Below are 25,602 nucleotides of genomic sequence, written 5' to 3'. Positions count from 1 at the left end.
TGTGGCTTTATTGCAATTTTGTTACATCGGTTACATAACCGCAGCCGCAGGATTGCCAGCCCGCCGGCAACGGGCATCATAGGTCAACTAATGAGCAAAAGGTGTCGAGATGATTAAAGTGGTGCTGGTGGACGATCACGTGGTGGTGCGTTCCGGTTTCGCCCAGCTGTTAAATCTGGAAGAGGATGTGATCGTTGAGGGCCAGTTTAGCAGCGCGGCGGAGGCGTGGCCCGCCTTGTCGCGCAACGATATCGATGTGGCGGTGATGGACGTCGCAATGCCGGACGAAAACGGCCTTAGCCTGCTCAAGCGCCTGCGCCAACAGCGGCCGACGTTTCGCGCCATCATCCTGAGCATCTACGACACCCCGGCCTTTGTGCAAAGCGCCCTCGACGCGGGTGCAAACGGCTACCTGACCAAGCGCTGCGGTCCGGAGGAGCTGGTGCAGGCCGTGCGCACCGTCGGCATGGGCGGGCATTACCTGTGCGCCGATGCGGTAAAAGCGCTGCGCGGCGGCGAGCCGATGCCAAAAGCGCTTGAGGCACTCACCCCGCGCGAGCGCGAAGTGTTTGAGCTGCTGGTGAAAGGCGAAAGCGTGAAGGAGATTGCCTATACGCTTTCGCTGAGCCATAAAACCGTTCACGTCCATCGTGCCAACGTGCTGGGCAAGCTTCAGTGCAGCAGCACCATCGACCTGGTGCACTTCGCGCTTGATAACCAACTGCTCACGGGCCACTGATGCGGCGCGCTGTCCGGCATCTGATCCTGTCCCTGTTCATTATGCTGGCCTGGGGAACCGGCTGGCTGATGCTGTGGACGCTGAGCTTCTACCTTACCCACAACGGCCAGCAGGCGGTGCTGTTTCTGCCGCAGGGCGTGTGGCTGGCGCTGATGATTTTACTTTCACGTCGCTACTGGCCTGCATTAATTCTTCCCCCCCTTGCCGCCATTCTGTGGCTGCACGGTGAGCAGCTCCTCACGCGTTATCTAATGCTGGCCGTGCCGCTTATCGGCATCGTCAGCGCCTGGCTGGCACAGAGGTACTGGCACCGCTTCCCGCTCTACTGGCAGCGGCTGTCGACGCTGATTGCGGCGGTGACGGTGAATGCCCTGCTGCAAACCTTGCTCCTGTCGCCCTTTCTGGACAGCCCGGCCACGCTGCTTTTGCTCGGCTCCTTTACCGGTGGCGTACTGCTTACGCCGTTCGTCTATCTGGTCTTCGAATTTTTACGCCAGCAGCATCGTTACCATCTGCTGGGGCTGGACACCAGCAATCCGCCGCTGCGCACCTCGCTGATTATCTGGTGCAGCCTGTTTTTCATTATCGGCATCGGCACGCAGATGGTGCTCTCCCCCGCGCTGGAGCGGCTACTGCTGATTGTCGTGTTCCTGCCCAACGTGGTGATGGCGTGGAAATTCGGCTGGCAGGGCGGTGTCCTTTCCGGGCTGCTCGGCAGCATGATGATCACCATTGCCCGCCAGGTGGGCGTCGGGTTTAGCGACCTTCTCGAACTGGAAATTTTTCTCTCTACCCAGTCGCTGCTGGGGATTGGCCTGGGGATCGCCATCAGCCGCCAGCAGCATCTGGCGATGAACCTCGAACGCTATCGCCACCGGCTTGAGAGTGAACTTCAGGCCAGACGGGCGCTGGCGGAAAAGCTGATCCATTCCGAAGAGGACACCCGCAAGCAGCTGGCGCGCGAGCTTCACGATGAAATCGGCCAGAACATCACCGCTATCCAGATCCAGTCTCAGCTGGTGAAGCGGGCGAGCGATACGCCGCTCGCCATTGAGGCCGCCGGACAGATCAACGACCTCGCGCGGCGTATTCACCACTCCACGCGCCAGCTGCTGCGCCAGCTCCGCCCACCCGTGCTCGACGAGCTGTCGCTCCAGGAGGCTCTGCACCACCTGGTCAACGAGTTCGCCTTCGCTGAACGCGGGATCCGCTGCCGTTTTGACTACCGGCTTCCCACGCCGCCGGAAAGCGAAACGCTGGTCTTTACGCTGTATCGCCTGCTACAGGAGCTGCTCAACAACGTCTGCAAACACGCCAACGCCAGCGAAGTCACGATTCTGCTCTGCCAGCGTCACGCGCGGCTGTACCTCGAGGTGCACGATAACGGCAGCGGCATCAGCCCGCAGCAGCAGCCCGGCTTCGGCATTCAGGGCATGCGCGAACGCGTCTCGGCGCTCGGCGGCGAACTGACGCTGGAATCCCGTCTCGGGACGCGCGTAATTGTTAACCTGCCCACAAATTTGCAACAAACGCCGCGCTGACCAGGAAAAAGTCTTAGTCACTCCAGACTTTGTCTCATCCCATTTATGCCGCACTTCCCTACAGTCATCTCAAACGGAGAACGCCATGCACGCACTGTCTGCTGAAGAGGTTTCACAACGTTACCGGGCGCTGCGCCCCAGACTGCTCCTTTGTATGGTGATTGGCTACGCCGCGTTTTACCTGACGCGAAAAAGCCTGAACACCGTTTTACCCGCGCTGCAGCTGGATTTGGGGCTCAGCAAGGGCGATATCGGGCTTATCGGCTCGCTGTTTTATCTCAGCTACGGGCTGTCCAAATTTGCCGCCGGACTCTGGCACGACAGCCACGGACAGCGCGCGTTTATGGGCATCGGGCTGCTGGCAACGGGCGTGCTGAACGTGCTGTTCAGCTTTTGCGATGCGTTCCCGCTGCTGCTGTTTATCTGGACGCTGAACGGCTTCTTTCAGGGCTGGGGCTGGCCGCCCTGCGCCAGGCTGCTGACCCACTGGTATTCGCGCAACGAGCGCGGCTTCTGGTGGGGCTGCTGGAATACCTCTATCAATATAGGTGGCGCGATTATTCCGTTGATTTGCGCCGTTGCCGCCCACCGATGGGGCTGGCAGGCGGCGATGCTGACACCGGGGATCATCAGCATCGTGCTCGGTCTGTGGCTGACCACACAGCTGCGGGGCACACCGCAGGAAGAGGGTCTGCCCACGGTCGGGGAGTGGCGGAGCGATCCGCTGGAGCTGCGCCAGCAGCAGCAAAGCCCGCCGATGGGGCTATGGCAGATGTTGCGCACCACCATGCTGCAAAACCCGATGATCTGGCTGCTCGGGGCGTCGTATGTGCTGGTGTATCTCATCCGCATCGCCCTGAACGACTGGGGCAACATCTGGCTGGCAGAAAGCCACGGCGTGAATCTGCTCAGCGCCAACGCCACGGTGATGCTCTTCGAAGTGGGCGGCTTACTGGGCGCGCTGTTTGCCGGATGGGGATCAGACCTGCTGTTCAGCGGCCAGCGTGCACCGATGATTTTGCTGTTCACGCTGGGGCTGATGGTGTCTGTCGCCGCGCTGTGGCTGGCACCGGTTCACCACTACGCCCTGCTGGCGATGTGCTTTTTTACGGTCGGATTTTTCGTCTTCGGTCCGCAGATGCTCATTGGCCTTGCCGCCGTTGAGTGTGGACATAAACAGGCGGCAGGCTCGATTACCGGCTTTCTCGGCGTATTTGCCTATCTGGGCGCATCGCTGGCCGGGTGGCCGCTGTCACAGGTGATTGAACGCTACGGCTGGTCGGGGATGTTCAGTTTGCTCTCGATTGCGGCCGTCCTGATGGGTTTATTACTGATGCCCTTGCTGATGGCGGGCATCACCGCTTCTCGCAGTCACATAACGTCATAAAAAGGGCTGAATAATGAAAACAACGCTTCTCTCTACCCTCATTGCTTCCGGGATCGCGCTGGCTACCTTAACCGGTGCCGCACAGGCCAAAGGCCGTCTGGTGGTGTACTGCAGCGCCACCAACGAAATGTGCGAAGTCGAAACCAAAGCGTTCGGTGAAAAGTACGATGTTAAAACCTCGTTTATCCGCAACGGCTCCGGCAGCACGCTGGCGAAAGTGGATGCCGAGAAGAAAAACCCGCAGGCCGATGTATGGTACGGCGGCACGCTCGATCCGCAGTCCCAGGCCGGTGAAATGGGGCTACTCCAGCCCTATAAATCGAAAAACCTGGAACAGATCATGGAGAAATTCCGCGATCCGGCCAAGGTGAAGGGCAACCTCTCCTCAGCGGTTTACGTCGGGATCTTAGGTTTTGGCGTCAACACCCAGCGCCTGAAAGAGAAAAACCTGCCGGTCCCAAAATGCTGGAAGGATCTGACCAAACCGGAATACAAGGGTGAGATCCAGATCGCCGATCCGCAAAGCTCCGGCACCGCCTATACCGCGCTGGCAACCTTCGTCCAGCTGTGGGGGGAAGACCAGGCCTTCGACTACCTGAAACAGCTGAACGGCAACGTATCTCAGTACACCAAATCCGGTATTGCCCCGGCGCGTAACGCCGCGCGCGGTGAAACCGCCATCGGCATCGGCTTCCTGCACGACTACTCGCTGGAAAAAGAGCAGGGTGCGCCGCTGGAGCTGATCTCTCCGTGCGAAGGCACCGGGTATGAGATTGGCGGCGTGAGCATTCTGAAGGGCGCGCGCAACGAAGAGAACGCGAAGCTGTTCGTGGACTGGGTGCTCTCCAAAGAAGCGCAGGAGCTGGCGTGGAAGAAGGGCAAGTCCTACCAAATCCTGACCAACACCACGGCGGAAACTTCGCCGAACTCGCTCAAGCTCGATGACCTGAAGCTCATCAGCTATGACATGGACAAGTACGGCTCTACGGACGTGCGTAAAGCGCTGATCAATAAATGGGTCAGCGACGTGAAGATGGGTAAATAAGCCCGCGAACAGTGGTCATCGCCCGGCTGCATTCCTTTGCCGGGCATCCAACACCCGGAAAACTTATGTCACAAACACTTCCTCTTCATCCCGCGAAAAAACGGGATGCGGTATTCCTGTGGGTTTTACTCGGCTGGCTGGCCTTTGCCCTGCTGCCGAGCTGGAGCCTTGATTACGGCCTGCTGGAATCTACCGGGGATGAGATCCTCGACGCCTACGGCTGGTCCCATTTCAACGTCAGCTGGCTGTGGTACCTGCTGCCGAGCCTGCTGCTGGTGCGCCCGTTTAACGAAGCAAAGCGCGAGCAGCGCAGCCGCCACTACCTTGACGCGGGCTGGGCGCTGCTGTGCATGGCCTTTATAGTCATCAGCGCCACGGTGGAAGGACGCGGCTTAGGCTATGCCACCATCATGCTGTTTGTTGCCCTGGGCGCCATCATGACGCTGGCCCTCACCCGCCTGGAGTGGCTGGGCGGCGATCGCTTTGTCATCGGCTCGCTGATTACCATCGTGGCGCTGATCGGCATTTTTATCGTCTGGCCGAGCATCGCCATTTTCATTCCGATGTTCACCAACGACGCTGGCGAATTCGCCCCGCTGGCCTTTATGAACGTGCTGTCGCAGGCGCACATTATCCAGGTCATCATCAACTCGATTCTGCTGTCGATAGCCGTCGGGGTCGGCTGCACCTTCTTTGGCCTGGTGCTGGCGATTTACACCACGCGCATCGCTAAACGCAGCGCCATCATTGGACGTATCTTCTCGATTCTCCCCATCGTGACCCCGCCGTTTGTGGTGGGGTTGGGCGTTACGCTGATGATGGGGCGCTCTGGCTATATGACGGAGCTGATGGTGGACTGGTTTGGGTTAACCAATACCAACTGGCTGTACGGCTTCACCGGCATCTGGCTGGCGCAGGTGCTGGCCTTCACGCCGATGGCCTTTATGATCCTCGACGGCGCGATCAAAACCATCCACCCGTCGCTGGAAGAGGCCTCATACACCCTGCGCGCCAGCCGCTGGCAGACCTTTAACGGCGTCTTCGTGCCGCTGCTGAAGCCGGCGCTGGCGAATGCGTTCTTAATCGTGATTGTGCAGTCGCTGGCCGACTTCAGTAACCCGCTGGTGCTGGGCGGGAACTTCGACGTGCTGGCCACGCAGATCTACTTCTACATTACCGGCTCACAGCTGGATTATCAGGCAGCGAGTACCCTTGGGGCCTTCCTGCTGCTGTTCTCGCTGCTGGTGTTCTGCATTCAGTACATGTGGATCGGCAAGCGCTCCTACGTCACCGTGTCCGGTAAATCGTACCGCGGCGACGTGCAGCCGCTGCCGGTGACGCTGGTGTGGAGCGTGATCGCCCTGCTGGCGGTGTGGATCGCCTTTAACGCCCTGCTCTACGGCAGCATTTTCTACGGGAGCTTTACCGTCAACTGGGGCGTGGATTACACCCTGACGCTGGATAACTTTATCAAGCTGTTCGGCCAGGGGATGAGCGACGGTGCGTGGCCTTCACTGCTCGATACTCTGCTTTACGCCGGGATTGCCGCGCCGATCACCGCCGCCTTCGGACTGCTGATTGCCTGGGTTGTGGTGCGCCAGCAGTTCCGGGGTAAAAAGACCATCGAGTTCACCACCATGCTGTGCTTTGCCGTACCGGGTACCGTGGCGGGCGTGTCGTACATTCTGGCCTTTAACAGCGCGCCGGTGTACCTCACGGGCACCGCCGCCATCGTGATTATCTCCATGGTGATGCGTAACGTGCCGGTGGGCATTCGCGCCGGGATCGCGGGATTAGGGCAGATCGACAAGTCGCTGGACGAGGCCTCGCTGAGCCTGCGTGCCGGAAGCCTGCGCACCATCACCCACATCCTGCTGCCGCTGCTGCGTCCGGCCATTTTATCGGCGCTGATTTACAGCTTTGTGCGCGCCATCACCACCGTCAGCGCCATTGTGTTCCTCGTCACGCCGGACACCCGCGTGGCAACGGCCTACATTCTGAACCGCGTGGAAGACGGCGAATACGGCGTGGCGATTGCCTACGGCTCGATCCTGATTGTGGTCATGCTGGCGATCATTTTCCTCTTTGACTGGCTGATCGGCGAGGCGCGTATCTCCCGTTCAAAAGCCAAAAACCAGGCGTAACGCTATGACTGAGAAACATTTTGTTGAACTGCGCAACGTGACCAAACGCTTTGGCGCAAACACGGTAATTGAAAACATCAACCTGGCGATCCCGCAGGGACAAATGGTAACGCTGCTCGGCCCGTCCGGCTGCGGTAAAACCACCGTGCTGCGCCTGGTTGCCGGGCTGGAAAAACCGACCGAAGGGCAGATTTACATCGATGGTGAGGATGTGACCCACCGCTCCATTCAGCAGCGCGATATCTGTATGGTGTTCCAGTCCTACGCGCTTTTCCCGCATATGTCGCTGGGCGAGAACGTGGGCTACGGTCTGAAGATGCTGGGCGTTTCGCGCGCAGAGATAAAAACGCGGGTCAAAGAAGCCCTGGCGATGGTTGACCTGGAGGGGTTTGAAGATCGCTACGTGGATCAGATTTCCGGCGGCCAGCAGCAGCGCGTGGCGCTGGCCCGCGCTCTGATCCTCAAACCCAAAGTGTTGCTGTTCGATGAACCGCTGAGCAACCTCGATGCGAACCTCAGGCGCAGCATGCGGGACAAAATCCGCGAGCTGCAAAAGCAGTTCAACATCACCTCGCTGTACGTGACGCACGATCAAAGCGAGGCATTTGCGGTTTCCGACACCGTGCTGGTGATGAACAAGGGCAACATTATGCAGATTGGCTCGCCTCAGGATTTGTATCGGCAACCGGCGTCTCGCTTTATGGCGAGTTTTATGGGGGATGCCAACCTCTTCCCGGCCCGCTTCAGCGAGGATGTCGTGGAAATCCACGGCTATCGTCTGCCGCGTCCGCTGCACTTTACTACCCAGGGCGAAGGCACCGTCGGCGTGCGTCCGGAGGCGATTACGCTCAGCCAGCACGGCGAGGCGAGCCAGCGCTGCACTATCCGCCACGTCGCCTATATGGGTCCGCAGTATGAGGTGATTGTCGACTGGCACGGACAAGAGATTTTACTGCAGGTTAACGCCACGCGCCTGCAGCCGGACGTGGGCGATGCGTACTATCTTGAGATCCATCCGTACGGGATGTTTGTATTGGCGGAGGCGGCATGATGTGTGCCGGGTAAGGCGCAGCCGCTACCCGGCAAAAGACTCAGCGCTGCGCGTTCAGCTCAGCAATATCTTTTGGCGTGGTGCGGCAGCACCCGCCAATCAGCTTCGCTCCGGCTTCCAGCCACTGCGGCAGATACCCCGCCAGCGTCTCGCACGCTTCGCCGTGGTGGTGCCAGGTTTTGGTTACCGCGTCATAGTGCTCGCCCGAATTCGGATAGACCACCAGCGGCAGCGCGGTCAGGCCTTGCAGATGCTTCAGCGCCGCCGTGGTGTTTTCCAGAGCGATGCAGTTAATGCCCAGGGCAACAATGTGCGGAGAATTCGCCAGTACGCTGACCACCTCACGCAGCGGCGTGCCGTCGCTCAGGTGTTCACTGTCTCGCAGGGTAAACGAGAACCACGCCCGGGCGCGAGGATACTCGGCCAGAAGTGCCGCCAGCGCCTTGATTTCCGCAAAGGACGGCAGCGTTTCACACGCCAGCAGATCGGCACCCGCATCCAGCAGTGCCTCCACGCGCGGGCGGTGAAAAGCAGTGAACTCTTCAGCACTGCGCACATAGTCGCCGCGATATTCAGATCCATCCGCCAGATACGCGCCGTACGGCCCCACGGAGCCAGCAACCAGCAGCGTGCCCGCATGCGGGTTTTCGGCCAGATACGCTTCGCGCGCGTTACGCGCCAGCTCTACGCTTTTGCCGATCAGCGCGCGAGACTGCGCCTCGTCCAGACCGCGCGCGGAAAAGCCCGCAGGCGTGGCCTTATAGCTGGCGGTGATAGCCACCTGCGCACCAGCCCGGTAGTAATCAAGATGTACTTCGCGGATGAGATCCGGGTTTTCAACCAGCACTTTGGCAGACCAGAGGCTGTCTGCCAGGTTACAGCCGCGCGCTTCCAGCTCCGTTGCCATCGCGCCATCCAGCACTACGAACGGCTGTTTTTCGAGGATGGCGGTAAGCGGATTATTCTGCGACATGTTCAGGCTCCTGCGATGTCATATTTCGGGTCAGATAGTAGGCACCATAGCACAGGGCAACGAACGGAAGCCCGCAATAAAGGGCAATGCGCTGGCTCGGGTCAAACCACAGGCCGACACAGGCCACCACGCAGAGGATAAAGCCGAGCACCGGCACCAGCGGATACCACGGCGCTCGATACTGCAGCGCAGAGAGCGGCTGGCCGGACTGCAGATAACGACGACGGAACACGAAGTGCGACGCGCAGATGCTGATCCAGACCGCCACCACGGCAAAGCCAGAAATCGCCGAGAGCGCAACGAACACGGTGTCCGGAGCCACGACGCTTGAGAACAGCGCCAGCACGCCGCCGAGCATGGAAACCGAAAGCGCCGTAAGCGGCACGCCGTTTTTGTTGACGCGGGCAAAGCAGCGCGGCAGCGTTTTCTCATTCGAGAGCGACCACAGCATGCGTCCAGACGCGTACAGACCGGAGTTCGCCGCCGAGAGGATCGCCGTCAGGATCACAAAGTTAAAGATGTCCGCCGCATAAGGAATACCGACCTTTTCGAACACCAGCACGAACGGGCTTTTTTCCACACCCGCCTGCTGCATCGGGATCAGCGCCGCCAGTACAAACACGGTACCGATAAAGAAGATAATCAGCCGCGCAATGGTGGTACGGATAGCGACCGGAATCACCTTGTGGGGGTTTTGGGTTTCACCCGCCGCGATACCGATAAGCTCCGTCCCGGAGAAGGCAAAATTCACCGCTACCATGGTCATCAGGATCGGCAGGCCGCCGTGCGGGAACCAGCCTTCGGCCGTAATGTTGGTTAAGCCCGGCGCGGGCGTACCGTCCTTCATCGGGATAAAGCCAAAGACCGCCGCGCCGCCCAGGATAATAAAAGCGATAATGGTGATGACTTTCACCAGTGAGAACCAGAACTCACCTTCCGCAAAGAAGCGCGTCGAGATGACGTTGAGGCTAAAAATCACCGCGCAGAAGACCACACACCAGGCCCAGACGGGCACCTGCGGGAACCAGTACTGCATGCAGAACCCGGCGGCGGTAAAACTTGACCCGAGCGCCACCGTCCAGGTGAGCCAGTAGAGCCACGCCACGGTGTAGCCCGTGGCCGGGCCAAGATAGCGGGCGGCGTAGACGTGGAACGCGCCGGTTTCCGGCATCGCCACGGAGAGCTCGCCCAGACACTGCATCACCAGCCAGACCACCAGCGCGCCTATCAGATACGCCAGCAGCGTACCCGCCGCCCCGGTCGTCGCAATGATGTATCCGGTATTAAAGAATAACCCTGTCCCAATCACGCCGCCCAGCGAGAGCATAATCAGGTGGCGCGTTTTCATGGTGCGCTTAAGCTGTCCATTTTCTTGTTGTGTTTGCATATTACCTTCTATACGTATGGACATCTAAACATCCAAAGAAGGTGTGTTATACCGCGGTTGTTAATAAAAAGCTAGATGACCAGACGCAAACGGGCGCGCCGCGCGCTGAGTCTGGGGTGGGTTGTGAGGATCACATAGAGAATTGGACGCCAGGCCATAAGCACCTCCGCAAGCAGATACTTACAGCATGGTGCGGACGACGTCGATCCTGGGTCAGACAAAAGTCATATCTTTTCCCTACCAGCTAAACCCTCTGCATGCCTCGCGCAGGCGAATTAAAAACTGGCGCGCGTTAGTGGTCATCGCCGATTTCTGCGACCACACCGCGCAGTACTGAGCCGACGGCAGCTGGGCGATGGGCAGCGCGACCAGCTTGTCATCAAGCTGCAGCGGCTGACACATTGCCCGAGCAACCACCGTCAGATAGTCCGCGTTGAGCACCATACTCAGGCCGGTGATAACAGAATCCGTACGCAGCGGCGTCACGTCGACCTGTCGGTAAAAATGGCTGAGCTCGTTTTGCAGCTGCTGGTAGTAACCCATTGATGACTCCGGCAGCAACCATTTAGCCTGACGCAGCGCCATCAGATCGCGTGCGTCAGCCAGCGGATGTCCTTTGCGCGCGACGATACAAAACGGCGAGGTGAACAGAGGTTCGATCATCACCCCTTCTGGCGGCGCCATCGGATCGACAGAACCGATGGCGATGTCAATTTCACCGTTGCGCACGCCGGGTAACAGCGAGGATAACTGCCCTTCTTTTACCGTCAGCAGCACCTGCGGCAGCGTCTCCTTAAACGCCTCGGCCACATCGGGAAACACCGTCAGCGCAATCAGTGACGAGAACCCCACGGTCAGCCGTCCGTGGGTGTAATGGTTAATCTGTTCCACTTCATCTGCCGCACGGCGCAACTCCTCCAGCACCCACTCCGCGCGGTGGGAAAAGGCCATTCCCGCCTCGGTCAGGGCGATGCCCTCTTTGCTGCGCAATAAAAGTTGCGTGCCTAAAGTTTGCTCAAGCTCACGCAATGTTCGGCTCAACCCGGGCTGAGAAACGCCCAGCTCGCGCGCGGCTGAACGAATACTGCCGCTGCGTGCCACCTGACGAAAGGCCTGAAGATGCCCAAGCTTTGGCAAATATCTCATCACTCACCCTATAACAAAAAAGCATCACCTATAGAAAAATTATATCTTCCCGGGTCTCAGGTAAACCCCTAGATTCGGAGTACACACAACACTCCTCATCACACTCTGACGTCAGGCGGAAAATAAAATGAAAAGCCAGTCACAGATGATTTTTTTGCTTTTTGTCGGCTATGTCGTGGTCTATATCGATAAAACCGTCATGGGGTTTGCCCTGCTGCCTATCGAAAAAGAGTTCGGCCTCACCAGCGCGGAACTGGGCTACATCACCGGCATTTTCTTCCTGGCCTATTCTCTCTTTCAGGTGCCCGCGGGCTGGCTGAACGACAGGCTCGGCTATAAAACCATGCTGATCCTCTCCCTGTGCGCGCTCGGGATCTTCGCCCTGTGCTTCGGTGCGCTGGGCATGAGCTTTGGCCTGCTGCTGCTGTTTCGCTTTCTCTCCGGAGTGGGGCATTCCGGCTACCCATGCTCTTGCGCGAAAGCGGTGGTCAGCAATTTCTCGCTGGAAAAACGCACCTTTGCGCAATCGGTTTTGCTTTCCTCCGCCGGGCTGGCAATGACCGTGGGGCCCATTGTGGCCGTCTCTGCGCTGGAGCATCTGGGCTGGCACGCGTCGTTTGTGGTGCTGGGGATCGTTGCTTGCGCCATCGCCGCGCTGATCGCCGTGCGCGTGCCCTATCAGAAACCTGCGCCGCGCCCGCAGTCAGGTGAGCAAAACGGCGCCCTGTGGCGTAACCCGACGGTGGTGCTACTCTTTGTCTCTGTGTTCTGCGTCAATATTCCCAGCTACGGCCTGATGGCCTGGCTGCCAAAATTCTTCGTCCAGAGCAGGGGGATGCCGCTGGAAATTTCCGGCTATATCGTCGCCGTCGGCGGCGCGGGGATTTGGCTCTCGTCCTTGTGCACCGGCTGGTTCGTCGGGAAATATTTCCACAACCGCGAGCCGCAGGTGATTTTGATCTGCGCGCTGATCGGTGCTGCCGCCATTTTCGGCATCTTCCATACCGCTACGGCGCTGACGGCCAGCGTCCTGCTGTTCGTGGGGGAGATCTTCCTGATGGCAACCTTTGTAACCGCCTTTACCCTGCCGATGAAACGCCTTCCGGAGAACATTATGGGATCGGCTATCGGCCTGATAAACACCGGCGGAACGCTGGGAGGCTTCGTTTCGCCTGTCGTAATTGGCTATCTTGTCGGGAAAAGCCACAGCTACGAAAGCGCGTTTATTTTCCTGTCACTGGCAATGGTCTGCGCGGGGGCGGCGATAGTACCGCTGATAAAAAAACCTGTGGCCACGCTGCCGGTGACTGACTGAAGGAGACCGTCATGAAAAGTACCACTGAAAACCTTATCCGCGACGTTAATGAAGAGGTGATCCGCTGGCGCAGGCATATTCACGCCAACCCGGACCTCTCGTTTCAGGAAAAGCCCACCGCTGATTTTATTGCCCGCGAGCTGGGGAATCTGCCGGAGCTGGCGATAAGCCGCCCGCTGGAGAACAGCGTAGTAGCCGTATTGCAGGGCGAAAAACCCGGCCCAACGTGGGCGCTGCGGGCCGATATCGACGCGCTACCGCTACAGGAAGAGAGTGGAGAATCATTTAGCTCCACTCGGCCCGGCGTGATGCACGCCTGCGGTCACGATGCCCACACCGCCATGTTGATGGGGGCAGCGAAAGTGCTCTGCCATCTGCGCAGCCAGCTTTGCGGCAGCATTAAGTTTATCTTCCAGCCTGCCGAAGAGGTGCCGCCGGGCGGCGCACGCGAGCTGGTGGAGAAAGGGGTCGTTGACGACGTCGAAAAGATTTTCGGCCTGCACGTATTCCCGAACAGCCCTACGGGAAAAATCACGCTGAAAGAGGGCGTTTACGTTGCCTCCAGCGATAACTTTGACATCACTATTTTTGGGCAGGGCGGCCACGGCTCAATGCCGCAGTTCTGTATCGATCCGGTGGTAATCGGCGCTGAAGTGGTTACCGCCCTGCAAAACGTGGTCGCACGTAATCTTGACCCGATCAACGCCCCGGTGCTGACCATTGCCACCTTCCAGGCCGGTGATAGCTATAACGTCATTCCGGACAGCGCCCGTCTGGCAGGAACGGTGCGAACCCATAATCAGCAGGTTCGTGAACAGGTTCCCCGGCTGATGCAGCGTATTGTTGAAGGCGTAGTGAGCGCCCACGGGGCGCGCTGTGAGATCCGCTGGCAGCAGGGTTATGCCGTCGGAAATAACCATGCCGACACCAACGCCATCGCCAAAAAAGCCATTGCGGAGCACTTTGGTGACGGGACGCTGCAGCTGGCCGATCGCGCGCTGTTCGGCAGCGAAGATTTCTCATCCTATCAGGAGAAAATTCCCGGTTCGTTCCTGTTTATCGGCTGCGGCAACGAGGAAAAGGGTGCGGTATGGAACGTCCATAACCCACACTTCCGCATTGATGAAGCCGCGCTCACCGTGGGCGTTAAGGCACATATTGCGCTGGTAAGCGCGTTATTTGAGGCGATTTAACGCCTCACCAACCATTGCACCTTACCCGGTGCAATGGTTGGTAATTCTCACAATCGGTTCTATAGTCGTCACAGTTTCTTAGTAACCAGGACTGACTGATGCGCTTTAACGGACTGACCAAAGGCTTCTTTATTTTCATTCTCGCCCTTGTGACCTGGGCCTTCTTCGACGTGCTCTCGCCCTACTTCTCCGCGATACTGTGGGCCGCGATTCTGACCGTCATTTTTAACCCGGTAAAAAACAAGCTGCGCACCGCGCTGGGGGAGCGCAACGGGCTTGCCTCGCTGTTGACCATCGGCATTATCTGCCTGATCGTCTTTATCCCGCTGATGGTGATCCTCTCCTCGCTCGCCATTGAGCTGAACGTGGTTTACACCAAACTGCAGGAGAACAACACCCAATTCCCTGAAGTGGTGGCGAGCATCTTCAACCACCTTCCAGGCTGGGCCAGCGGCTTCCTGGCGGATCACAACCTGACCAACGCGGCGCAGATCCAGAAAAAACTCTCCGATGTCGCCCTGCAGGGCGGGCAATATCTCGCCGGCAGCGCGTTTCTGATTGGCAAAGGGACGTTTGGCTTTGCGATTAGCTTCGGCATCATGCTTTATCTGCTGTTCTTCCTGCTGAAAGATGGCCCGTATCTGGTGCGCCAGATCCTCGACTCCCTGCCCCTGTCTGATTTCGCCAAGCAGCACCTGTTCGCTAAATTCGTCGGCGTGTCGCGCGCCACGGTAAAAGGAACGGCTGCGGTGGCCGTGGTTCAGGGCATACTCGGCGGAATTGCGTTTGCAATTGTGGGTATTGACGGCAGCGTGCTCTGGGGCGCGCTGATGGCGTTCCTCTCCCTGGTGCCCGCCATCGGCTCGGCGATTGTCTGGGTGCCCGCCGCTATTTTCCTGTTCGCCACGCATCAGATCTGGCAAGGGCTGTTTATTGTCGGCTTCTTCGTGATCGTCGTCGGGCTGGTGGACAACATCCTGCGCCCGCTGCTGGTGGGGAAAGACACCAAAATGCCGGACTACCTGATTCTGATCTCCACCCTCGGCGGTATGGAGCTGTACGGCATTAACGGCTTTGTCATTGGGCCGCTGATTGCCGCGCTGTTTATCGCCTGCTGGAACCTCTTCTCCGGGCGCGATCACGAAGGTAACGCCGAAGAGCTGGACGCGGATTTCATCGAAGAAGGAAAAAATCCTCCAGATTTGTAGGGATGTGACGATAAAGACCACACGAGGCGGCACTGTGCCGCCTTTTTTTTCACCTTAAATCAAACGTTTTCTATAATTTGAAGAACGCCATCCTACTCATGCCGTAAAAGGATCATCTGGTGCGAATCGCGACGATAACCAACTGGGCCTATGGTGCCACGGTCTGCCTGACCATCGCCTCCGGCATCATTATGCTGATGGCGTCCAATGCCGATACCATCGAGCGTCAGGCCGTTGAACAACGGCAGAAATTTGATCAGCTTACGGAAGATATCGAAACCGATGTCTGGGCGCAGTCTGATTTAGCACGGCTGTACGTCATTAAAAAAGATCCGCAGATTCTCAAGGAATATAACCAGGCAGAAAAGAGCCTGAAGAGCATCGAGCTTCGGCTGGAAAAGTTGCAGGATAATGGCGCATCGGATGAAGAACTGTCCCTGCTGCATGAAGGGGTAAAAATCGTCGATGAGCTGCAGGACGAACAGCAAACCGCACTCGCCAGCCTTGAGCAAGGCGAAGACGCTCAGGCCGTTGCCCTGCTCTATGGCGCCCCGTATGAGCAGGAGCTGGAGCGCGCGCAGAACCAGATCGATCACTTTCGCCAGATACTCGACAAACGCGTCATCGCCTCCGTTCAGGAAGCGACAAAAAAATCGAAAGCGCTGCGTACCGCCTCTGAGCTGACGGTCGGCCTGACCGCCCTGCTGTTCCTGTTTGTTCTTGGCTTTATATTAAAACGCCGCGTGCTGCGCCCCGTGGTGCGACTGAGCGACGTGGTGCACCGCCTGGCGTCACAGGATTACGCGGTTGAAACGCCCAATTTCAACCAGATTGATGAGATCGGCGATATGGCGCAGGCCATCAGCATCTTCCGTGAAAACGGCCTTGCGCGACAGCGTCTGGAAAGAGAGCGCGATGCCGACTGGGCCATCCGCGAGCTGCTGGCGCGCATGACCCAGCGGCTGCAGGGGTGTGAAAACTTTAACGATGTGATTAACGTGGCGGAGCTGTTTGCGCCCAACATTGCACCGGGGATAGCGGGCCGGCTCTACATTCTTGACCGTGAACCGTGGCAGATGCGCTGCGTCGCACACTGGCTTTCACCGGTGGGTGAAGAGACGACCTTCCACCCGGACGAGTGCTGGGCCGTACGTCGCGGGCAGAGCCATCCGCCGGTAAACGGTGAGCCGGATATCGCCTGCTACCATCTTCCCGCTTCACAGGCGGAAACCGCGCTGTGCGTGCCGCTTATCGCCCAGGGAGAGGCCATTGGCCTGCTCTCCTTCCAGAATATCACGGCAGACAATGCCCCTTCCCGCGCGTATCTGGAACTGATGGCCGAAGCGCTCGGGCTGGCGCTGGCCAACCAGCGTCTGCGCGACGCGTTGCTGGAAAAAGCCTTGTTTGACCCGCTCACCGGCCTGCGTAATCGCCATCATCTGGAAGATACCCTGCAAACCCAAACGGCACAGGCGATTCGCAGCGGCGAGCCGTTAAGCTGCATGATGATCGATATCGATCACTTCAAGAGCATTAATGACCGGTTCGGCCACGAAGCGGGCGACCTGGTTATCAAAACCGTGGCGTCGATTGTTCAGCGGGCCACACATGACAACGGACTGGCGTTCCGCTACGGGGGCGAGGAGTTTCTGGTTCTGCTTTCCGGTGCCGATGAAGCAGGGGCATACGCCTGCGCGCAGAAGATTTACACCGGCGTGCATGAGCTGTCGATTCGCTACGGGCTGACCGAGATTGGCCCGGTAGATGTGTCGATAGGCATTGCCAGCTACCCGCAACATGCCCAGACTGACAACCTGCTGCGCGCCGCGGATGTGGCCCTGTACCGCGCGAAAGAGCTGGGCCGGGCGCGGATTGTGAGTTTTGGGATGCTGGAGGCGGGTTAGCTATTATTTTCACGCCACTGCTTTACCATCTCATCCGTCACTTCATTTTTATAACAAATCGGAGCATAGCCTCCTGCTTTGCTCCATGCGCTGCGTCTTCCGCAGGCGCTTCCGTTCCTGGCCCGGTTAAAAGGACAGGCGCATACCCCGGGATAAGATGCAATTGACTCTGCAATAACATTCTCTTTAACCTGTTCACTGGAAACTGAACTGTTTTTTGCCACGGCAATGTCCGCAGCAAAAAAACAGCACACAGCGAAAAGCACCATCAAGGATGGTCTTTTTTTCATTTTTTTGACTCGTTTTAAGTAAGGGGCCTGCACACGATAAGCGGCGAAAGAAAGAGATATAATGATTCAAGTCAATGGTAATACATTTGAAAAAGACAAATTTAGCTGTGGTAAATTTAATAAAGAAAAAACGACCACTGTTTCCCCTCTGCGAATTAAAGAATGTCCGGTATAGATCGAGGCACACGTCGCCAGACATCATTACTCAAAGTATGATAGCGCGGCACCTGTACGGACACCGTATCGCAACGCCCACTGGAGCCGTCATCGGCACGTCCTGTCCTGACGTTTAGTCACTAAAAAATGATTTTCATCACAGATAAATCTGTGATGCGTAAAACGACAATCCGTAAAAACGATCGTTTTTTAAACGGCTGGGGAGCTTGTTCAAGTAACCTAAGCGGATTTCAAAAAAAGAAGCGCAGACAGACAATCAAAACCCGCAGATTCGGAATTGCGCAACCCATTGATTACAATGAGTTTAAACGCAACCATTCTTTAAAAACCATAGCGTTCCAACAAAATATATAAACTAGTAGGATTACTAAATTATAATTCTTATACTTCTGTTAAAAAGTGGAGGCAAAAATGCGATTAACCCTACTGCTGTTATGCTGTCTGGTACCTGGTGTAACCTGGGCTGGCGAACTGCCAAAACCAGTTGGTAAACCCATTTTAACGATTTACGGTAATATAGAAAATACCAATGAAAATGGAAAAGCAGTGTTTGATCTCGCCAGCCTTGAAAAACTGGGTGTGGTGAGTTTCGAGACGACCTCCCCCTGGTATAATGGACGTACTAAGTTTGAGGGTGTTCCCATGAGCAAACTCATGGATTATGTGGGTGCGAAGGGCTCTAACGTGAACGTTATTGCGCTCAATGATTATTCCACGATCATCCCTCTCAGCGATTTCAAAAAATACAACGCCATTCTCGCCTTAAAGGTCAATGGCGAATATATGCGCATCCGCGATAAAGGTCCATCATTCATTGTTTACCCCTATGACAGTATTCCGGAGTTGAATAATCAAATTTATTACTCGCGATCAGCATGGCAGGTTAGCAAAATGAAGATTGAGTAGCAGTTCAGGAGAACATAATGAACAGGATACTGGTTGGTATCATTTTTTCTCTTTTTATCACGACAGGATATATTGCATACCTTGTTTACGATCGTCAGCAAGAGTTGCAAAAACTGACTCAATACACTGAGTCCTGGTCCGTGGCACAACTGGTATCAGAGTACTACCGATTTGAATCATGGCTTGGTCTATACGCAACCGATACCGACGACGTTACGATAGACCAGGTCCGCATGCGCCTCGAAATTATGTTAAGCCAAAGTGACTTAATGAAAGGGGGAGATTTAGGTCGCTATATTGACAGCGATAAACTGCACCAGGCGCTCGCTTCACGCTTAGAGCAAATACTGGCCTATCTGGATGCTAATCTTGAAAAAATGAGCCATTCAGAGTTACAGGCATACCTGACAAATATGCACGAACTCGATGCGCCGCTAAGCCAACTTTCTGCAACGGCATTAACAAAAGATATTAATACCGTTAATGAATCCAATAATAAAATACAGATTCTTTATTATATTTATTCGGCACTTTCGTTACTTCTGGTAATACTAAGTTTCATCCTTGGTTTCTTAATGATCTACCAGAATAAAAATATTCTCAAAGCGCACATGCAGGTTAAAAGTCTTGCTGACGAGCTTCAGATATCAAAAGAAACGCTGCAAATCCAGAATGCGAAGCTGGAATATGATGTTTACCATGATTCCCTCACCGGCATGAAAAACCGCCTTTTCTTCTGGGACGACCTCAACAAAATTAATCTTCAGGCCGATAAAAACCACATCCCCGTCACGGTGATGTTATTTGATCTGGACCGCTTCAAAGAGGTCAACGATACCTATGGCCATGATGCCGGTGATTTGCTGTTGAATCAGGTTTCCCGGCGACTGACCTCGATGAGCAGTGCTTCCGATACGTTTTACCGTTTGGGGGGAGACGAGTTTGCCCTTCTGTCCAGCGGCTTGACCGAAAGCGCGGCAGTTACGCGCGCAAAAGAAATCAGCGATCAAATCAGCCAGCCCTATACGATTAATAACCAGCTGATAAAAATTGCCACCTGCGTGGGTATCGTTTTGTCTGATAATGAACGACGCTCTGATTATCTTTATAAATTTGCCGATCTGGCCCTCTACGAAGCCAAAAAAGAAGGCTCACAGCAGATAAAAGTCTTCCGTCAGTGGATGCTGCAAAAGCTGCAGGAAAGCCGAACTCTTGAACATGATATGGCATTGGCGCTGGATAACCATGAGTTCGTTGTTTATTACCAGCCGATTGTCGATTCATTCAGTAGTGAAATTTACGGCTACGAAGCGCTTATTCGCTGGATGCACCCGGTGAAGGGAATGCTGTCGCCGGATTACTTTATTTCTGTTGCTGAAAAAACAGGGATGATCAATGAGATTGGTAAAACGGTGCTTGAGCTCGCCTGCCGGGAAGCGGTTTCCTGGGCGGTTCCGGCAAGGATCTCTGTGAACGTCTCACCTATTCAGTTGGGTAACAAATTGTTTACGACGATGGTGCAGTCCATCCTGAAAGAGACAGGGCTGCCTGCTAGCCGACTTGAGTTAGAGGTGACGGAGTCTTCGCTCTTCAGCGACAGCAACACGCCGCTTACTATTCTCAAAAAGCTACGAGCGCTGGGTGTGAAAATTTCCATCGATGATTTCGGTACCGGATATTCGTCGCTCTCAAGATTGAGCGAGCTTAATTTTGATAAAATTAAGATAGACAAATCCTTCGTGAACCCGATATCCACGCAAGATGATGCGCTTAATATCGTTAAATTGATTACCGGTATGGCCAAGAGCCTCAATATGAGAGTCATTGCAGAAGGCGTTGAAACCGAAGCGCAGCTTGAACGTCTACAGGTGCTTGGCTGCGATCTCGTACAGGGTTACCTTTTCGGAAAACCGCAGCCTGAGGTTGAAAGGAAGATCAGATACGGTTGAAAAGGTTTTGCGGTTGTTTCAGGCCCAACACCTTTCAGATGATTGCGAATCAAGGTTAAACATGAAAAAAACCATCCCAGAATATACGCCTGTTGACTTATCTCGTTGGCCAAGGAAGGAGCATTTTGAGGTATTTCAGTCATTTGCTGAATGTACCATTAACCAAACTGTTCTGATCGACATTACCGCGCTGCGAAAACATATCAAAGAGGTTGGCTGGAAGTTTTATCCAACGATTATTTTCCTCCTCTCTAAAATCATGAACCGACATTCCGAGTTCCGTATGGTCATGAAGGACAATGAGCTTGTCGTATGGAATGAAATTCATCCCAGCTATACGATTTTCCACCCTGAAACGGAGACGTTTTCGTCATTGTGGAGCCATTATGATGGCAATATCCATCACTTCCAGAACACATATGCAGAAGACGTTGCCCACTATGGAAATACCCTTTCTTACTGGCCGAAGGAAGAGTCCCGGGAAAATGTCTTTTTCGTATCGTCTATTCCCTGGGTAACGTTTACGAACTTTACTATGAACATTGCTCACATGAAGAACTTCTTTTCCCCGATGTTCACGTTTGGCAAATACTACGAACAGGATGGAAAAGTTCTGTTGCCTATGGCGGTGCAGGTTCATCACTCCGTGTGCGATGGTTTCCACGTGGCAAGGATGTTTAATGAGCTGCAGGAGATGTGTGATGGTTTGCCGGAGGTGTCGGGGGAACGTAATGGCTGATGCGCCAGATTCCTCTATTTAAAAAGGCAAATGTTGTTTATTTAAAAGCTTTTAAAAGATGGTGCCGATAATAGGAGTCGAACCTACGACCTTCGCATTACGAATGCGCTGCTCTACCAACTGAGCTATATCGGCCCTGAGAGGCCGGTTACGAGCGTAACCACGGGGCAAAAGGTTAGATCTATCCGGGTGATGCGTCAATGCCCTTTTGAATCAAACGGCTATTTTTGCATCACCCGTGATTATTTACGCACGAATCGTATCGTCGCCGAAGCCGATCCACTTGTAAGTGGTGAGTGCTTCGAGGCCCATCGGACCACGCGCGTGCAGTTTCTGCGTGCTGACCGCCACCTCAGCGCCGAGGCCGAACTGGCCGCCGTCGGTGAAGCGCGTTGAGGCATTGACGTATACCGCGGAAGAATCCACCTCGTTCACGAAGCGATCGGCGTTGCGCAGCGTGCGCGTCAGGATAGCGTCGGAGTGCTGCGTTCCATGTTCACGAATGTGCGCAATGGCGTCGTCGAGATCGGTAACGATTTTCACGTTCAGGTCCAGCGACAGGAACTCGTCGTCGTACTGCTCCGCTTTTACGGGTACGACATTCGCCGGGCCATCCTGCAGCAGCGCGAGCGCGTTGGCGTCAGCATGCAGCGTCACGCCGCTCTCCGCCATCTGCTTGCTCAGGGTCGGCAGGAAGGTATTCGCAATACCCTGATGCACCAGCAGCGTTTCTACGGTGTTACAGGTGCTTGGGCGCTGTGTTTTCGCGTTCACGATAATCTTCAGCGCCGGTTCAATCTCAGCGCTGTCGTCCACCACGATATGACACACGCCGATACCGCCGGTGATCACCGGAATCGTCGACTGCTCGCGGCACAGCTTGTGCAGGCCCGCGCCGCCGCGTGGGATCAGCATGTCGATGTACTTGTCCATGCGCAGCATTTCGTTGACCAGCGCGCGGTCAGGGCTCTCGATCGCCTGCACGGCACCCGCGGGTAAGCCACACTCTTCCAGCGCCTGCTGAATGACTTTCACCGTCGCGGCGTTAGTGCGCCAGGTCTCTTTCCCACCGCGCAGGATAGCGGCGTTACCGGTTTTCAGGCACAGGGAGGCCACATCAACCGTTACGTTTGGACGAGCTTCATAAATGACGCCGATGACGCCGAGCGGCACGCGGCGGCGCTCAAGGCGTAAACCGCTGTCGAGCAGCCCGCCGTCGATCACCTGCCCCACCGGATCGGCCAGATTGCACACCTGGCGGACATCGTCGGCGATGCCTTTCAGGCGCGCCGGCGTCAGCGCCAGGCGGTCGAGCATCGCTTCGCTCAAACCGTTACGGCGGGCTTCCAGCAGATCCTGCTCGTTGGCGAGCAAAATTTCCTGGGACTGGGATTCCAGATAATCAGCGATTTTTTCCAGCACGCGGTTTTTCTCGCGGCTGGAAAGGAGCGCCAGTTTGTAAGAGGCGGCCTTCGCGGCGGCGCCCATTTGTTCCAGCATGTTCTGGCTCCTTAACGAATAATCATGTCATCTCGGTGCACGGCAACCGGGCCATATTCATAGCCCAGAATGGCGTCGATCTGCTGCGAGTGGTGACCCGCAATGCGGCGCAGCGCGTCGCTGTTATAGCGGCTTACGCCGTGGGCGATGTCGCGACCTTCGAGGTTACGGATACGGATCACTTCACCACGGGAGAAGTTGCCTGTCACGCTTTTAATTCCTTTAGGAAGTAATGAACTTCCTCGTTCCAGAATCGCAGCTGTTGCCCCTTCATCAACGACGAGTTCGCCTGCCGGAGGCGCGCCAAATATCCAGCGCTTACGGTTTTCCAGCGGGGATTCCTGGGCGTGGAAACGCGTGCCGACGGAAATACCTTCCATCACGTCGCCAATCACGCCAGGACGGCTGCCCGCCGCAATGATGGTGTCGATACCGGCGCGGCACGCCACGTCAGCGGCCTGCAGCTTGGTTCCCATGCCGCCCGTTCCCAGGCCAGACACGCTGTCGCCGGCGATGGCGCGCAGCGCATCGTCGATGCCGTGAACGTCGGTAATCAGCTCGGCTTCCGGATTAGAACGCGGATCGGCGGTGAACAGCCCCTGCTGATCGGTCAGAAGCAGTAATTTATCGGCACCGGCCAGAATCGCGGCCAGCGCAGAGAGGTTATCGTTATCACCTACTTTGATTTCAGCGGTGGCAACGGCATCGTTTTCGTTAATAACGGGAACGATATTGTTGTCCAGCAGCGCGCGCAGGGTATCGCGGGCGTTCAGGAAGCGCTCCCGGTCTTCCATATCCGCGCGCGTCAGCAGCATCTGCCCGACGTGGATGCCATAGATAGAGAACAGCTGTTCCCAGAGTTGAATGAGTCGGCTTTGCCCCACGGCGGCCAGCAGCTGTTTGGAGGCGATCGTCGCGGGGAGTTCGGGGTAACCCAAGTGTTCACGCCCGGCAGCAATCGCCCCGGAAGTCACTATCACAATACGATGCCCTGCGGCATGCAACTGAGCGCACTGACGAACAAGCTCAACAATGTGGGCGCGATTTAGGCGGCGCGATCCGCCTGTTAAAACACTGGTACCGAGTTTTACCACCAGCGTCTGGCTGTCACTCATGATTCTCTGCCGTTCAACGATAAGGGAAAGTAATGTCGAACGAACGTTTTAACAGGAGTCAGCCCGGTTGCCAACTGCCTTAGCACATCGCGAAACACTTTGTTGCGCGGGATCAGGAAGCGTAGCGGGAGAATTTGACACATTTATTACCGAAATAATAAATCACAGTTTTTTAAAATTATTCTTAGTTTGTCATAAAAGTTTCACTCCAGAACGATAAAACCCTTCCTGTTTTTTCACGGGACTTAAGCATGAGCTTATCGTCCAGCGAATTTTTTAGCGCGTTTATAAGACAGGATCGAAAATGAAAAAGAGCACTCTGGCATTAGTGGTTATGGGCGTAGTGGCTTCTGCATCCGTTCACGCAGCTGAAGTTTATAATAAAGACGGTAATAAACTGGACGTGTACGGCAAAGTTAAAGCCATGCACTACATCAGTGATGACGACACTAAAGACGGCGACCAGACTTACGTTCGTTTCGGTTTTAAAGGCGAAACACAGATTAACGATCAGCTGACGGGCTATGGCCGTTGGGAATCCGAATTTGCGGGCAACAAAGCCGAGAGCGACTCCTCTCAGAAAACCCGTCTGGCGTTCGCGGGCCTGAAGCTGAAAAACTTTGGTTCTCTGGATTACGGCCGTAACCTGGGTGCCCTGTATGACGTCGAAGCATGGACCGATATGTTCCCTGAGTTCGGCGGCGACTCTTCCGCGCAGACCGATAACTTCATGACCAAGCGTGCGACCGGCCTTGCCACCTACCGTAACACCGACTTCTTCGGCGCGGTTGACGGCCTGGACATGACCCTGCAATACCAGGGCAAAAACGAAAACCGTGACGCCAAGAAACAGAACGGTGACGGTTTTGGTACCTCTCTGTCCTATGACTTCGGCGGCAGCGATTTCGCAGTCAGCGGCGCTTACACCAACTCTGACCGCACCAATGCTCAGAACCTGCTGGCGCGTGGCCAGGGGCAGAAAGCAGAAGCCTGGGCAACCGGTCTGAAATATGACGCCAACGATATTTATCTGGCCGCCATGTATTCAGAAACCCGCAACATGACCCCAATTTCAGGTGGTTTTGCAAATAAAGCGCAGAACTTTGAAGTCGTTGCACAATATCAGTTCGACTTCGGTCTGCGTCCGTCCCTGGGTTATGTCCAGTCGAAAGGCAAAGATATCGAAGGTATCGGTGACGAAGATCTGGTGAAATATATTGACGTTGGCGCGACCTATTACTTCAACAAAAATATGTCCGCGTTTGTTGATTATAAAATCAACCAGATTGACGACAAAAATAAACTGGGCGTGAGCAGCGATGACATTGTTGCTCTGGGCATGACCTACCAGTTCTGATTATGCGAATAAGAAAATCCCGGCAGATAAGCCGGGATTTTTTTGCCCGGTGACGCTGCGCTTACCGGGCCTACGGGATAGTGCATTTTGTAGGCCGGGTAAGGCGAAGCCGCCACCCGGCGTCGTGACACCATCAGGCAGTCAGCTTCACCGCTTCGCTGGAAAAGTCATCCGCTGGCTCGAACTTGAGATCCAGGGTTGCCAGCAGCGCGCTTGCCTTCGCGTGGAACTCTTTCAGCGTATATTCCAGGCGATCGATCACTTCCTGGTCTTTAATGGTGGTGGCCTGCCAGTTGCCGTCTTTGTTAAACAGGCCAAACTGGTAGCTATACGTAAAACGTTTTTCCTCTGCTTCCATTTCCATCCACCAGCCCCAGAATTCACGTTTTTCGGGTGCAGGCTTCACGTTGACGCATACAGCCAGGCAGTCGAAAAAAAAGCGATTCTCTTCACACTGCTCTTCTCGAATATACGGGCCGAGAGCCATAAACTTCTTAATCAGTCTACTTTTCGGGTGTCCACTCGGTAACGTCATT

21 protein-coding genes and 1 tRNA gene are annotated in these 25,602 nt (G+C 55.7%); 14 read left to right on the top strand and 8 right to left on the bottom strand.

From position 1 onward, the window contains the following. The first annotated feature begins 109 nt into the window (after positions 1-109). From ACWHWP_RS04865 to fbpC, 6 genes are all read left to right on the top strand, one after another. On the top strand, positions 110-739 hold the full coding sequence (locus ACWHWP_RS04865; protein WP_059310485.1) for a response regulator transcription factor: 630 nt from the start codon (positions 110-112) through the stop codon (positions 737-739). Next, positions 739-2,280 carry an MASE1 domain-containing sensor histidine kinase gene (locus ACWHWP_RS04860; RefSeq protein WP_059310484.1) on the top strand — a complete coding sequence of 514 codons (1,542 nt, stop codon included), beginning with the start codon at positions 739-741 and terminating at the stop codon, positions 2,278-2,280. The genes ACWHWP_RS04865 and ACWHWP_RS04860 overlap by 1 nt, the downstream gene beginning before the upstream one ends. Before the next feature lie 85 nt (positions 2,281-2,365). Further along, positions 2,366-3,667, top strand: a complete 1,302-nt coding sequence (uhpC, locus tag ACWHWP_RS04855) for an MFS transporter family glucose-6-phosphate receptor UhpC (RefSeq protein ID WP_063428262.1) — start codon at positions 2,366-2,368, stop codon at positions 3,665-3,667. Between the two features lie 13 nt (positions 3,668-3,680). Further along, complete coding sequence (locus ACWHWP_RS04850; protein ID WP_033487712.1) at positions 3,681-4,712, top strand: ABC transporter substrate-binding protein; 1,032 nt, start codon at positions 3,681-3,683, stop codon at positions 4,710-4,712. A gap of 65 nt (positions 4,713-4,777) precedes the next feature. Then, positions 4,778-6,856, top strand: a complete 2,079-nt coding sequence (locus tag ACWHWP_RS04845) for an ABC transporter permease (protein ID WP_447855153.1) — start codon at positions 4,778-4,780, stop codon at positions 6,854-6,856. Between the two features lie 4 nt (positions 6,857-6,860). Beyond that, positions 6,861-7,907: a ferric ABC transporter ATP-binding protein gene (fbpC, locus tag ACWHWP_RS04840; RefSeq protein WP_059310481.1), complete on the top strand. Its 1,047-nt coding sequence runs from the start codon at positions 6,861-6,863 to the stop codon at positions 7,905-7,907. A gap of 40 nt (positions 7,908-7,947) precedes the next feature. On the opposite strand, the gene mmuM is transcribed toward fbpC, so the two are convergent. From mmuM to ACWHWP_RS04825, 3 genes are all read right to left on the bottom strand, one after another. After that, entirely contained in the window at positions 7,948-8,880 is a 933-nt protein-coding gene (mmuM, locus tag ACWHWP_RS04835; RefSeq protein ID WP_447855152.1) for a homocysteine S-methyltransferase, read from the bottom strand. Further along, positions 8,867-10,267, bottom strand: a complete 1,401-nt coding sequence (gene mmuP, locus ACWHWP_RS04830) for an S-methylmethionine permease (RefSeq protein ID WP_447855151.1) — start codon at positions 10,265-10,267, stop codon at positions 8,867-8,869. The genes mmuM and mmuP overlap by 14 nt, the downstream gene beginning before the upstream one ends. Before the next feature lie 237 nt (positions 10,268-10,504). Continuing rightward, positions 10,505-11,413: a LysR substrate-binding domain-containing protein gene (locus tag ACWHWP_RS04825; RefSeq protein ID WP_059310478.1), complete on the bottom strand. Its 909-nt coding sequence runs from the start codon at positions 11,411-11,413 to the stop codon at positions 10,505-10,507. Positions 11,414-11,540: 127 nt separating this feature from the next. Between ACWHWP_RS04825 and ACWHWP_RS04820 the strand changes: the two genes are divergently transcribed. From ACWHWP_RS04820 to ACWHWP_RS04805, 4 genes are all read left to right on the top strand, one after another. Further along, a complete protein-coding gene (locus ACWHWP_RS04820; protein WP_059310477.1) occupies positions 11,541-12,728 on the top strand; it encodes an MFS transporter in 1,188 nt (395 codons plus the stop codon). An 11-nt stretch (positions 12,729-12,739) separates the two neighbouring features. Beyond that, positions 12,740-13,921 (top strand): amidohydrolase, encoded by a 1,182-nt coding sequence (locus ACWHWP_RS04815; protein WP_447855150.1) that lies wholly within the window; start codon positions 12,740-12,742, stop codon positions 13,919-13,921. 98 nt (positions 13,922-14,019) lie between these two features. After that, positions 14,020-15,129: an AI-2E family transporter gene (locus tag ACWHWP_RS04810; protein WP_059310475.1), complete on the top strand. Its 1,110-nt coding sequence runs from the start codon at positions 14,020-14,022 to the stop codon at positions 15,127-15,129. A 119-nt stretch (positions 15,130-15,248) separates the two neighbouring features. After that, entirely contained in the window at positions 15,249-17,033 is a 1,785-nt protein-coding gene (locus ACWHWP_RS04805) for a diguanylate cyclase (protein ID WP_059310474.1), read from the top strand. Here ACWHWP_RS04805 and ACWHWP_RS04800 read toward each other — a convergent pair. After that, positions 17,030-17,323, bottom strand: a complete 294-nt coding sequence (locus tag ACWHWP_RS04800; protein WP_072250571.1) for a hypothetical protein — start codon at positions 17,321-17,323, stop codon at positions 17,030-17,032. The two genes, ACWHWP_RS04805 and ACWHWP_RS04800, sit on opposite strands and share 4 nt — an antisense overlap. Before the next feature lie 588 nt (positions 17,324-17,911). On the opposite strand from ACWHWP_RS04800, the gene ACWHWP_RS04795 reads away from it, so the two are divergent. The 3 genes from ACWHWP_RS04795 to catA all read left to right on the top strand — a co-directional run bounded on the left by ACWHWP_RS04795 (position 17,912) and on the right by catA (position 21,094). Further along, the gene (locus tag ACWHWP_RS04795; protein WP_059310473.1) at positions 17,912-18,406 is read left to right on the top strand and encodes a molybdopterin-dependent oxidoreductase; all 495 of its coding nucleotides are present in this window, start codon (positions 17,912-17,914) and stop codon (positions 18,404-18,406) included. A gap of 17 nt (positions 18,407-18,423) precedes the next feature. Next, on the top strand, positions 18,424-20,355 hold the full coding sequence (locus tag ACWHWP_RS04790) for an EAL domain-containing protein (protein ID WP_447855149.1): 1,932 nt from the start codon (positions 18,424-18,426) through the stop codon (positions 20,353-20,355). Positions 20,356-20,416: 61 nt separating this feature from the next. Further along, positions 20,417-21,094 (top strand): type A chloramphenicol O-acetyltransferase, encoded by a 678-nt coding sequence (gene catA / locus ACWHWP_RS04785; RefSeq protein WP_447855147.1) that lies wholly within the window; start codon positions 20,417-20,419, stop codon positions 21,092-21,094. A 59-nt stretch (positions 21,095-21,153) separates the two neighbouring features. Here catA and ACWHWP_RS04780 read toward each other — a convergent pair. From ACWHWP_RS04780 to proB, 3 genes are all read right to left on the bottom strand, one after another. Then, positions 21,154-21,229 (bottom strand) — tRNA-Thr (locus tag ACWHWP_RS04780). Positions 21,230-21,340: 111 nt separating this feature from the next. Next, the gene (gene proA, locus ACWHWP_RS04775) at positions 21,341-22,594 is read right to left on the bottom strand and encodes a glutamate-5-semialdehyde dehydrogenase (protein WP_447855146.1); all 1,254 of its coding nucleotides are present in this window, start codon (positions 22,592-22,594) and stop codon (positions 21,341-21,343) included. A gap of 11 nt (positions 22,595-22,605) precedes the next feature. Then, positions 22,606-23,709, bottom strand: coding sequence for a glutamate 5-kinase (gene proB / locus ACWHWP_RS04770; protein WP_008501877.1), 1,104 nt, complete (start codon positions 23,707-23,709; stop codon positions 22,606-22,608). Between the two features lie 304 nt (positions 23,710-24,013). On the opposite strand from proB, the gene phoE reads away from it, so the two are divergent. After that, complete coding sequence (phoE, locus tag ACWHWP_RS04765; RefSeq protein ID WP_059310469.1) at positions 24,014-25,066, top strand: phosphoporin PhoE; 1,053 nt, start codon at positions 24,014-24,016, stop codon at positions 25,064-25,066. A gap of 133 nt (positions 25,067-25,199) precedes the next feature. On the opposite strand, the gene crl is transcribed toward phoE, so the two are convergent. Beyond that, a complete protein-coding gene (gene crl / locus ACWHWP_RS04760) occupies positions 25,200-25,601 on the bottom strand; it encodes a sigma factor-binding protein Crl (protein WP_045330370.1) in 402 nt (133 codons plus the stop codon). Between the last annotated feature and the right edge of the window lies 1 nt (position 25,602).

Source organism: Enterobacter sp. WI-ESBL-E8 (genome assembly GCF_053364895.1).
This window is presented reverse-complemented; position numbering and strand designations above follow the sequence as displayed.

Bases quoted from the DNA above. Each gene is read 5' to 3' on its own strand.
- crl (WP_045330370.1), bottom strand. From the start codon at position 25,601: ATGACGTTACCGAGTGGACACCCGAAAAGTAGACTGATTAAGAAGTTT.
- proB (WP_008501877.1), bottom strand. From the start codon at position 23,709: ATGAGTGACAGCCAGACGCTGGTGGTAAAACTCGGTACCAGTGTTTTA.
- ACWHWP_RS04820 (WP_059310477.1), top strand. From the start codon at position 11,541: ATGAAAAGCCAGTCACAGATGATTTTTTTGCTTTTTGTCGGCTATGTC.
- phoE (WP_059310469.1), top strand. From the start codon at position 24,014: ATGAAAAAGAGCACTCTGGCATTAGTGGTTATGGGCGTAGTGGCTTCT.
- ACWHWP_RS04860 (WP_059310484.1), top strand. From the start codon at position 739: ATGCGGCGCGCTGTCCGGCATCTGATCCTGTCCCTGTTCATTATGCTG.
- ACWHWP_RS04790 (WP_447855149.1), top strand. From the start codon at position 18,424: ATGAACAGGATACTGGTTGGTATCATTTTTTCTCTTTTTATCACGACA.
- ACWHWP_RS04865 (WP_059310485.1), top strand. From the start codon at position 110: ATGATTAAAGTGGTGCTGGTGGACGATCACGTGGTGGTGCGTTCCGGT.
- mmuP (WP_447855151.1), bottom strand. From the start codon at position 10,267: ATGCAAACACAACAAGAAAATGGACAGCTTAAGCGCACCATGAAAACG.
- ACWHWP_RS04815 (WP_447855150.1), top strand. From the start codon at position 12,740: ATGAAAAGTACCACTGAAAACCTTATCCGCGACGTTAATGAAGAGGTG.
- ACWHWP_RS04800 (WP_072250571.1), bottom strand. From the start codon at position 17,323: ATGAAAAAAAGACCATCCTTGATGGTGCTTTTCGCTGTGTGCTGTTTT.
- ACWHWP_RS04825 (WP_059310478.1), bottom strand. From the start codon at position 11,413: ATGAGATATTTGCCAAAGCTTGGGCATCTTCAGGCCTTTCGTCAGGTG.
- catA (WP_447855147.1), top strand. From the start codon at position 20,417: ATGAAAAAAACCATCCCAGAATATACGCCTGTTGACTTATCTCGTTGG.
- ACWHWP_RS04795 (WP_059310473.1), top strand. From the start codon at position 17,912: ATGCGATTAACCCTACTGCTGTTATGCTGTCTGGTACCTGGTGTAACC.
- uhpC (WP_063428262.1), top strand. From the start codon at position 2,366: ATGCACGCACTGTCTGCTGAAGAGGTTTCACAACGTTACCGGGCGCTG.
- proA (WP_447855146.1), bottom strand. From the start codon at position 22,594: ATGCTGGAACAAATGGGCGCCGCCGCGAAGGCCGCCTCTTACAAACTG.
- ACWHWP_RS04810 (WP_059310475.1), top strand. From the start codon at position 14,020: ATGCGCTTTAACGGACTGACCAAAGGCTTCTTTATTTTCATTCTCGCC.
- ACWHWP_RS04850 (WP_033487712.1), top strand. From the start codon at position 3,681: ATGAAAACAACGCTTCTCTCTACCCTCATTGCTTCCGGGATCGCGCTG.
- ACWHWP_RS04845 (WP_447855153.1), top strand. From the start codon at position 4,778: ATGTCACAAACACTTCCTCTTCATCCCGCGAAAAAACGGGATGCGGTA.
- mmuM (WP_447855152.1), bottom strand. From the start codon at position 8,880: ATGTCGCAGAATAATCCGCTTACCGCCATCCTCGAAAAACAGCCGTTC.
- fbpC (WP_059310481.1), top strand. From the start codon at position 6,861: ATGACTGAGAAACATTTTGTTGAACTGCGCAACGTGACCAAACGCTTT.